Annotated in this window: 8 protein-coding genes; 4 read left to right on the plus strand and 4 right to left on the minus strand. The window is 72.7% G+C overall.

Going from position 1 to position 8,892, the window contains the following annotated elements; all coding sequences use genetic code 11:
* Window positions 1-873, minus strand: an 873-nt coding sequence (locus NBZ85_RS22825; protein ID WP_438803104.1) for a serine/threonine-protein kinase, incomplete at its 3' end; no start/stop codon positions are given.
* 320 nt (window positions 874-1,193) lie between these two features.
* Window positions 1,194-2,129: a discoidin domain-containing protein gene (locus NBZ85_RS22830; protein ID WP_261562559.1), complete on the minus strand. Its 936-nt coding sequence runs from the start codon at window positions 2,127-2,129 to the stop codon at window positions 1,194-1,196.
* 520 nt (window positions 2,130-2,649) lie between these two features.
* On the opposite strand from NBZ85_RS22830, the gene NBZ85_RS22835 reads away from it, so the two are divergent.
* The 3 genes from NBZ85_RS22835 (at window position 2,650) to NBZ85_RS22845 (ending at window position 5,974) form a co-directional block, all read left to right on the plus strand.
* On the plus strand, window positions 2,650-4,005 hold the full coding sequence (locus NBZ85_RS22835) for a hypothetical protein (RefSeq protein ID WP_261562560.1): 1,356 nt from the start codon (window positions 2,650-2,652) through the stop codon (window positions 4,003-4,005).
* A gap of 207 nt (window positions 4,006-4,212) precedes the next feature.
* A complete protein-coding gene (locus tag NBZ85_RS22840) occupies window positions 4,213-4,875 on the plus strand; it encodes a response regulator transcription factor (RefSeq protein WP_261556607.1) in 663 nt (220 codons plus the stop codon).
* A gap of 7 nt (window positions 4,876-4,882) precedes the next feature.
* Window positions 4,883-5,974, plus strand: a complete 1,092-nt coding sequence (locus NBZ85_RS22845; RefSeq protein ID WP_261556606.1) for a hypothetical protein — start codon at window positions 4,883-4,885, stop codon at window positions 5,972-5,974.
* 238 nt (window positions 5,975-6,212) lie between these two features.
* On the opposite strand, the gene map is transcribed toward NBZ85_RS22845, so the two are convergent.
* Window positions 6,213-6,995 carry a type I methionyl aminopeptidase gene (gene map / locus NBZ85_RS22850; RefSeq protein ID WP_261556605.1) on the minus strand — a complete coding sequence of 261 codons (783 nt, stop codon included), beginning with the start codon at window positions 6,993-6,995 and terminating at the stop codon, window positions 6,213-6,215.
* A gap of 77 nt (window positions 6,996-7,072) precedes the next feature.
* Between map and NBZ85_RS22855 the strand changes: the two genes are divergently transcribed.
* Window positions 7,073-7,378: a helix-turn-helix domain-containing protein gene (locus tag NBZ85_RS22855; RefSeq protein WP_261556604.1), complete on the plus strand. Its 306-nt coding sequence runs from the start codon at window positions 7,073-7,075 to the stop codon at window positions 7,376-7,378.
* A gap of 113 nt (window positions 7,379-7,491) precedes the next feature.
* Here the strand turns inward: NBZ85_RS22855 and NBZ85_RS22860 are convergent, their stop codons facing one another.
* The gene (locus NBZ85_RS22860) at window positions 7,492-8,682 is read right to left on the minus strand and encodes a sensor histidine kinase (protein WP_261562561.1); all 1,191 of its coding nucleotides are present in this window, start codon (window positions 8,680-8,682) and stop codon (window positions 7,492-7,494) included.
* Window positions 8,683-8,892 lie beyond the last annotated feature (210 nt).

The following is an 8,892-nucleotide window of genomic DNA, read 5'->3' on the forward strand; positions in this document are numbered from 1 at the left end:
GGCCGCGGGGGTGGGGCGGGCCGCGGGCTCCTTGGCCAGGCAGTGTTGCAGCACGGTACGGACCCCGTCGGGAGTGCGATCCCAGTCGGGCTGGTGATGCTCGATGCGGTGGAAGACGGCGGCGTCCGCGCCGAAGGGCAGCTCGCCGGTGGCCGCGTAGTACGCCGTCGAGCCGAGCGCGAAGATGTCGCCGGCCGCACCGAACGAGCCGCCCTGGACCTGCTCGGGGGCCATGAACGCGGGCGTGCCGATGCGCGCGCCGGCCTGGGTGATCGCGCCCGAGGACGCCTCGACGGCCCGCGAGATGCCGAAGTCGATCACTCGGGGGGCGTCGGCGGCCACGATCACGTTGCCGGGCTTGAGATCCCGGTGGATCACCCCGGCGGCGTGGATGGCGGCCAGGGCCTCGGCGACCCCGGCGATGAGGACCAGGACGGTCTCCGGCGGCAGGGGACCCTGCCGGGCCACGACGGCGGCCAGCGACGGGGCCGCGACGTAGGCCGTGGCCAGCCAGGGCAGCGGCGCCTGCGCGTCGTAGTCGACCACCGGCGCCGTGTACAGGCCCTGCACCCGCTGGACGAGCGTCACCTCGGTGGCGAAACGCCGGCGGAATTCGGGATCGGCGGCGAACTCCGGCCGGGCGATCTTCACCGCCACCGGCCGGCCGCCGGGCGTGTACGACAGGTACACCGCGCCCATGCCGCCCTCGCCGATGCGGGCCCGCAGCAGATACCCGCCGATCTCGCGGGGATCCCGCGAGGTCAGGGGGGAGAGGACCAGGTCCCATCCCGGTGCGGATCCGCCGCCCCCCGGCGGCGGCGGCATCGAGCCGCCCTGACGGGCGCGGTTCGCTTCCCCCCACGTGCTACTCATCAGACCCCCAGCAGACGCGGCGCGGCCTCGACCGCGCGAGCCCGACGATGCCACGCAAAGCGGTCGAATTATTTCTCTGTGCCATCCTCTGCGTCGCGGCCGATGTCGGCCACCTGGTTGTGCGGCGGGGTATCCGCGGGTGTGTTCCTCGCGACGGCGTGTTGCCGGCGTTGCGTGACTGGTGGTGCCCCCGGGCGCTGCGGGTCCCCGGCGCCCGGTCCCCGGCCGGTCTGCGGGGTCAGGCGTCCTGGCTGGCCTGCACCGCGAAGAGGATGGCGGCGCGGCGCGGCCGGCGGGCGGCCGTCGTGGTGGGCGGCGGTTCAGGAGGACCAGACCTGCAGCTCGGACAGCTGAGCGGCCTTCCAGCCGTCGTTGGCGGTGAAACGCAGCTCCAGATAGCGCTGCGCACTGCTCGCCAGGCTCACCACCACGGCGTTGCTGGCGGCGGAGTTGGCGTCGAAGACGTAGGCGGCCGGGCCGACGAGCCGGGTGAAGCTCGCACCGTCGCGACTGCCGCGGATGGACAGTGTCTGCACCCGGCGGCCCCAGTCGCTGACCGGCGGCAGGTACAGGCTCAGCCGGCCGACCGTCGTCACCGCGCCGAGGTCGACGCGCAGCGTCTGCGGGAAACCGGCTTGCCCCTCCCAGTAGGTGTGGACATCGCCGTCGGTGGCCTGCTGCCCGGCGTAGACCTCGGTGTGGCTGGTGACGTTCACCGGACGGTTGCGAGCCAGATTCACCGTCGCCGGCATCGTCACCACGCCTGGTGCGCGCGCCGCGGCCTGGCTGAACGGGGCCGCCTGGGCGGCTGGGGGAGCGGTGCCGGTCGCCCCGGACTGGCGGCGTGCAGCGGGATCTGCGGCTGGCCGCGGCGCCGCCGGGGCCGCCGCACCGAGGGCCTGCGCCGTCGGCATGGCCGCCGGGGCGCCGACCGGGGCGCCGACCAGCGTCGGCATGGCCGCCGGGGCGCCGACCGGCGTCGTGGGTAGCTCGCCGGGCGGGCCACTGGCCGGCGTCGATGGCGTGGTGGCGGACCGGGCCACCGGGGTTGGCCCGGTGGCGGGCGAACGCGGTGCCCGTGAAGGTCCGCGGTCGGTCCCCAGCGCATCGACCCGCGTCATCGGGCTGGAGTAGTGGGACTTCGCACTCCGGGCGCTGATCGTTGCCACCCCGATCGCCACCATTGCATACAGCACGATGAAACCCGCGAGCACCCATCGGCGGGTGGAGCCCGTCATCCGGTGCGGAGCCGACATCGGACGTCCCCCCTTGGTCGACGGCGTGCGGGCAGAACAGGCGACTTCCCAGCTACAGACACGCCTACGCCTGGATACGGAGTTCACGGCGGGCATGCCGGCTGATTGGCACAACCCGGCCGGAAACATTACGCGCCGTTCCCCGGCACCCGCACGTACATCATGCAGGGGTGGTCGAACGCACACGGCCCACCGCGCACCGGGGCAGGAGGCAATCGCCTCGCGGTTTCATCCGCGGATCGGCGGCCTCGTCAGGACGCCGGGACGGCCGGCCACGTGGATGAACAAAAGAACCAGTTGAATGACGGATGGGTTCGTCCCGTGCGCGGGTGCGATGAACGTTCGGCCTGCCGGTCGACGGGTTGATCGACGAAGGGCGGAAGGGCCCGGGGCCCGGGGCGCGCGTGAGCCGCGCCGCCGACGGATCCGCGCCGCCGACGGATCCGCGCAGGGTGAACCACCGGCCTGGCCCGCACGTGCTCTCGACGAGGGCGACGGGCACGGCGCGAGGGGGGCGGGTATGCGGGCGGACGACCCCGCCACGTCGGACGACGGCGCCGTCGGTGACGCCGAGGTGGGCGACGGCGACGGCGAGGTGGGCGACGCCACCGCCGTGCCAGCCGGGTGGGAGGCGCCTGGCGTGGACCCCGCGGTCCTCGAGGCGACGGCGGTCCCGGCCGGGCTGTGGGTGCGGGCCAGCGGCACGGCGGCGGCCAGGCCCGACGACCCGGCGTGGCGCGCTGTGGCGGCGCCGGGTGGCGCGCTCACCGTGATCGTAGGAGCACCGGGTGAACCGGCGCCGGACGGATCGGCCGTCGCCGACCTTCTGCGCGCGCTGCTGGCCCGACGGCCCGACGGAGTCGTCCTGGCCCACTATGGCGCCGGCGCCGATCCGGACGCCGATCCGAGCGGCGCACCCTGCCTGCCGCGGCGGCTGGCTGCCCTGCTGGGCCGGCCGCTACTGGCCCAGCATGGACTGCTGCTGGCCGCGGCGGACGGGGAACCACGGGTCACCGCCGTCGACGTCGGCCGGGGTTCCTGGTGGCACCCGCTCGTCGAGCAGAGCATCTATCGGCCGTCGGGCCCACCGAGCCCGTGGCGCTGGCGGGTGCCCGCGCCCGGCCTGTCGGACCTGGGCCACGGCGGGTACCGCCTACTCGACGACTGGCTCGTTCAGGTCGTTCCGGCCGGGCTGGTCCTGCGCCGGGCCGGCCGCCCCGTGGACCCCGACGCCGACGCGGCGCCGCACGATCCGGGTCGATTCGATCTCCTCGTCGACGTCGAGCCGGCCGAGCTGTCCGATGGCGCGCTTACCGCCCTGGGCCGGCTCGCGGACGCCCTCCCTTCACCCGCGCGCTCACGGCTGCGGCTGCTGCTCCCGGCGGATGTCACCCCGGCGCAGGCGCAGCGCCTGCGCTTGGCCGTGCCGGCGCCGCAGCGGATCCGCGCCGGACGCCGCCTGGTGGACGGCCCGCCCCCGGCTGCCGGGCCGCCGTCACCGGCCGCGTGTCCGTTGCCTCCGCTCGGCGGCGAACAGCCGCGTGACGCAGAACCATCCAACCGATGGCCGAATTCTGAACCTCCGGTGAAATCTCAGGTCGCCACCGATGAGTCCGACGGGCACCCGGGCGGGGAATCCTCTGGCGGTGGCGACAAGGGTCGTCCGCCGCTTTCCGAACCGTTTGCCGATCGGCCGTCTGACGAGCAGCCGGCGGGCAAGCAGCCAGTCGGCGAAAAATTATCTGGGCAGCAAGCGGCCGGGTCGATCGCGGACGAATGCCCCGTGCTCCCGGTGGCGGTTGCGGCGACCCTCCTCGCTGTCAGCGCGCGGGGCCGGATGCGCTTTGTGGCTCCCCGCTCGGCCACCGTGGAATGACTTCCGGGCGCGTTCGCGAGGACGCGCACATGGGAGACCGGCGTGGAACGATTGGCCCATGGGCGTGGGGTGCTTCGAACTCGTCGTATGGATGCGGACGGTTTTGTCGCCGGCCGTGCGGCGTTGCGCCGGCCGCGTCCCGCGGCGGCTTGTGCGGCAGGATCCGGGCCGGGCACAGCGGCCACCGGTGGTGGGGGCCTGGGCGCCGTGCGGGTAGCGGTCGCCGACGATGCCGCTCTGTTCCGCGAGGGGCTGGTTCTGCTGCTCACCACAGCCGGGCATGAGGTCGTCGGCTGCGTCGCGGACGGCGACGCGCTGGTGGATCTGCTGGCGGCCGAACCGGTCGACGTCGCCATCGTCGACATCCGCATGCCCCCCGGCGCCGAAGGCGGCCTCACCACCGCGGCGCGGGTGCGCGCCCGCTATCCGGACACCGGCCTACTGCTGCTGTCGCACTACGCCGAGACGCTGTACCTGATGCGATTCCTGGAGATCGGCACCGAGCGGATCGGCTATCGGCTCAAGGAGCGAATCGCCGGAGTTCAGGTGCTCACCGACACCCTGGCCCGCATCGACGCCGGAGAGATCGTCATCGAACCGGTGCTGGCCCGCCGCCTGCTCGATCGCCCTGCCGCGCCCAGCGGGCCACTCGCGACGCTGAGCCCCCGGGAGTCGGAGGTGCTGCGGCTGATGGCGGAAGGCCGGTCTAACACCAGCATCGCGGCGGCCCTGTTCCTGTCGGCCAAGTCCGTGGAGAAGTACATCGCCAGCCTGTTCACGAAGCTGGACCTGCCGGCCGGCTCGGCGGCGCATCACCGGCGGGTCCTGGCTGTGCTGAGCTATCTGGACGCCCGTGGCTCAGGGGACTGAGCGGGCCGTGGCGGTGCCTGAGCGGGCCGTGGCGCGGCCGGCCTGGATGGTCATCGCCGAGGACGTCGCGTCGCTACCCGCGGGCGCGACCCTGGCACAACGGGTGGCACCGCTGCTGCACAACCTGACGTTGGCCGCCGGCGCCGGCAGCGCCACCCTCTGGCTTCCCGAGGATCCCTCGGACGCGTGTCCTTCGCCGCCGGCCGGGCGGGGACGACCGGCCGGCGTCGCCGTGATGACGGACCGGCCGGGCGTGCGGGCCGTCGTCCCGGTCCGCGACGGCAACCGGGACGCCGGCGCGCTGGTGATCGTCGATGGGCCCGCCGGCCCGGCCGCGACGGTGCCGGCCGCGCTGCTCGCACAGACGGCCGACTGCGTGGCGTTGCTGCTGCGTGAGGCCCATGCCCAGGCCGCGTGCCGGGACGAGAGGGGACGCGCGCAGGGAATGGCGGATCAGGCCGCGCGCAACGAGGCGGACCTCGCCGCGGTCCTCGACGCCGAGCGGCAACGGCTGGCCACCTGGGTGTTGACTGGCACGACCCGCCGGTTGGACGAGGTCACCTGGCGCTGGCGCGATTTCGCCGCGGTGGCGCGAGATGATCCACCGGGGGCGCCGGCCGCGCTGCACGCGTTGCGGACGGCTGTCGACGGCCTCATCGAGGGCTTCCGGACGGTGGTGCGTGCGGTTCATCCCTCGACCCTGCGCAGTCGGGGCGCGGCCCTTGCGCTGGGCGAACTGGCCGCCCGCCTGCCCCGCCGGTCGCACTGCACCGGCGACCTCGGTCGGCGGGTCGGCTGGGAGGTCGAGTCAGGGATCTACCACGCCACGGCGGCCGTGCTGGCGGCGCTGCCCGCGACCGGCGACGCGGAACTGTTGGTCCACTTCTCCCGCACCGCCGGCCGGCTCGCGGTACGGGTGAGTGACCCGGCCGGCTCGGTGGAGCGACTGCGCGCCGCGCTCGTCGTCGATGCGCGGCTCCTGTCCGCCCTCGGCGGGGGCCTGCGCTGCCACCTCTCCATGGCCGATGCTGCCGTGGTCGACGTGTGGCTGCCCGAGAGCCTCGCCGGCACCGACGACCCGGGCCCAGGCGCGGCCTGACCCTACCGGCCGGGCCGACCGGGACTCTGATCGGGAGGCGTTTTCCCGAGCACGTTGCCCACAGGAAGGTTATCGACAGCGTACGAATGTGTGTTCAACATCCGGCGTGTGTTGTTCTACTGCTGGTTCATGGTTTTCGATGATGGCATCGGGGGCGATCCGGATCCGCCGGCCCGGCTGGCGGTGATCTCCGGCACCGTGGCGCGGTCCGCGTCGGGTATCTCCTCGCCGGGCGTGCTCACGGTTGCGCCTGCTTTGGCAAGGTGAGGATTTCGGCTCCGTCGTTGGTGATAGCGATCGTGTGCTCGCTGTGTGCTGTCCGGCAGCCTGTCGCGCTTCGGAGCGTCCACCCGTCGGCATCAGTGACGAGCTCGGCGGTGTCCGCCATGACCCACGGCTCCAGTGCGAGCAGCAGCCCAGGGCGCAGTTTGTATCCGCGGCCGGGCCGTCCGGTGTTTGAAACGTGCGGGTCCTGGTGCATCGTTGATCCGATGCCATGACCTCCGAACTCGGTGTTGATCGGGTACCCTGCCTCGCTGAGGACGGCGCCGATGGCATGGGAGATGTCGCCGATGCGAGCCCCAGGGCCGGCCGCGGCTATCCCTGCACTCAATGCGCGTTCGGTTGCGCTGATCATCGCGACGCTCTCCGGGGGCTTTGATGTGCCCACGATGAAGCTGATGGCAGAGTCTGCAGCGACTCCGCCTTTGGAGACGGCGAGGTCGAGTGTCAGCAGGTCGCCGTCGGCAAGCGTGTAGTCGTGTGGCATTCCGTGGAGCACGGCGTCGTTGACGGCCGTGCAGATGTAGTGGCCGAACGGTCCGCGTCCGAAGGACGGCTCGTAGTCGACGTAGCAGGACAGCGCTCCGGCCTCGACAATCATGGTCTCGGTCCACCGGTCGATGTCCAGGAGGTTCGTGCCGACCGTGCTACGGCTCTTCAGCGTCTGCAAAATGTCAGCGACCAGGACGCCTGTGTCCTTTGCGCGGGCCAGTTCGGTGGGGTGCAGGATCTCGACCATGAGGCGCCTTTCTCACGCAACTCTCACGCAACCAATAACTATACCGGCCATACTATACCGGTATTATAATCGGAGTCATGGTCAGGTTGCCGCTCACTCCCGCAGAGGTCGAGCGCGGGCAGCGCCTCGGTGCCCTCCTACGCCGGGCCAGGGGGGAGCGCTCGATGCTCGATACCGCGCTAGATGCAGGTGTCTCACCAGAAACCCTTCGGAAGATCGAGTCGGGTCGCATAGCCACCCCCGCCTTCCCGACCATCGCGGCGATCGCCGATGTCCTCAGCCTTTCCCTCGATGACGTGTGGGCCGAGATCAATCAGCCTGACGGCGAGGTTGAACCCACAAGATCAGATCGCACAACGGCATATTGGTTCAGAACGAGTTGACCTGCACCATCGCGCCACAGCTCCGCCGCGCGCCGGTCGCCCGCGACCACGGCTGCACCTTTCCCGGCTGCGACCGGCCACCCTTCGGACGCAGATGTGTGTACCTGCCTGGGTCAGATCGGGATGGTACCGACGACCCTGGTGCCCGTTCCCGGCGTCGAGGTGACCTGGAGGGTGCCGCCGACCGCGGCCAGCCGGGCCCGCAGCTGCGTCGGTACCAGGCTTCCCGCTGTGCTCAGGCCTGGCCCGGAGTCCGCGATCTCGAACCAGAGACCGTGGTAGGTGTTGCGGACCGCGACAGTCACGGGGGCGCCCGGTGCATGCTTGTGGGCGTTGTTCACGGCCTCCAGGCAGGTGAAGTACACCGTGCTCTCGACGATCGGGGGATAGCGTCGGGCACCCACATCCGGCGCGATCTCGAGGGTGACCTCGTGGGCCTCGCGCAGACTCAGTGCGAGCGCGGGGGCCAGGCCGTCGGCCCGCAGCGGCCCGGGCATGATGCCGGCCGCGGTGTCGACAAGAAGCTGATGGGTGCGGTCCAGCCGGGCGGCGAGATCGGTGAGCGCGTCGGCCAGGGTGTTCTCGTCCGCGGTGCCGGTGGCCAGCCGGTGCTCGACGACTGCCGCGGCGAGCTGCAACGACACCAGATGCAGCTGGGCGCCGTCATGCAGGTCCCGTTCGAGGGCGTGCCGCTCGCTCTCCATGAGGGACGCGGCGCGCTGGCGGGCATCCGCGATCCGGGCGACCGTGCCCTGGCGCTGCCGTCGAGCCCCGCGTGCCGCCGCCTGCGCCGCCGCGGCCGAGACGACCACGCCGAGCACCGCCGCCACCTCGTCCAACCGGCGATGAAGGACGAGCAGGCGGTGCGCCGCCGATCGGCGATCGGTATCCGTCTGGTGGTAGGTGTCGGCGGGGGGCGGCAGGGTCACCTCGAGGGCGGCGATGTCGACTCCGCGATGGCGGATCGGGTGCGTCGTGGTGACCGATGCGAGCATGGGGGGGCCGAGGTGCCCCGGCGCGGCCCACCGGTGCCCGCGCGGTCCGCTCGGCGTGCCCGGGCCGGCCGGGCCGCTCGGGCCGCTCGGGCCGTCCGGGCCGTCCGGTTCAGTCGGCCCAGCTGGGTCGGGCACGCGCAGAACGACGAGGCTCGCTCCCACCTGCTCGCCGATCCATGCCGCCACCGGTGTGAGGTCCCCGCCGCGGGGTCCGGTCGAGGGCAGGCTGGCGGCCAGCCTCAGCACGCCGGGCGCGAGCGGTGTCTCGGCGGCGGGGTCAGCCGGCCCAGCCGGATCAGCCGATGTCATACCCACAGCCTCCCTGAGCGCGACGCGGCAGGGTGGCCGGATCAGCGCGCGGTGGCGGGGTCGGGGGTGCCGTCCGCGTCGGCGGCGGTGGCGACGAAGCCGGTCTGGATGAGCCGGCTGCCGCGGCGGGTGCACAGCAGCGCGCGGCCGGGCGGCAGGTCGCGTGGTTTGACCCCGCCGAGCAGCGGGCCTTCGGTGCGGGGGCAGGAC

The organism is Frankia tisae, assembly GCF_025403405.1.
Lineage (GTDB): Bacteria > Actinomycetota > Actinomycetes > Frankiales > Frankiaceae > Frankia > Frankia tisai.

Bases quoted from the DNA above. Each gene is read 5' to 3' on its own strand.
- NBZ85_RS22855 (WP_261556604.1), top strand. From the start codon at position 7,073: ATGGTCAGGTTGCCGCTCACTCCCGCAGAGGTCGAGCGCGGGCAGCGC.
- map (WP_261556605.1), bottom strand. From the start codon at position 6,995: ATGGTCGAGATCCTGCACCCCACCGAACTGGCCCGCGCAAAGGACACA.
- NBZ85_RS22835 (WP_261562560.1), top strand. From the start codon at position 2,650: ATGCGGGCGGACGACCCCGCCACGTCGGACGACGGCGCCGTCGGTGAC.
- NBZ85_RS22860 (WP_261562561.1), bottom strand. From the start codon at position 8,682: ATGACATCGGCTGATCCGGCTGGGCCGGCTGACCCCGCCGCCGAGACA.
- NBZ85_RS22830 (WP_261562559.1), bottom strand. From the start codon at position 2,129: ATGTCGGCTCCGCACCGGATGACGGGCTCCACCCGCCGATGGGTGCTC.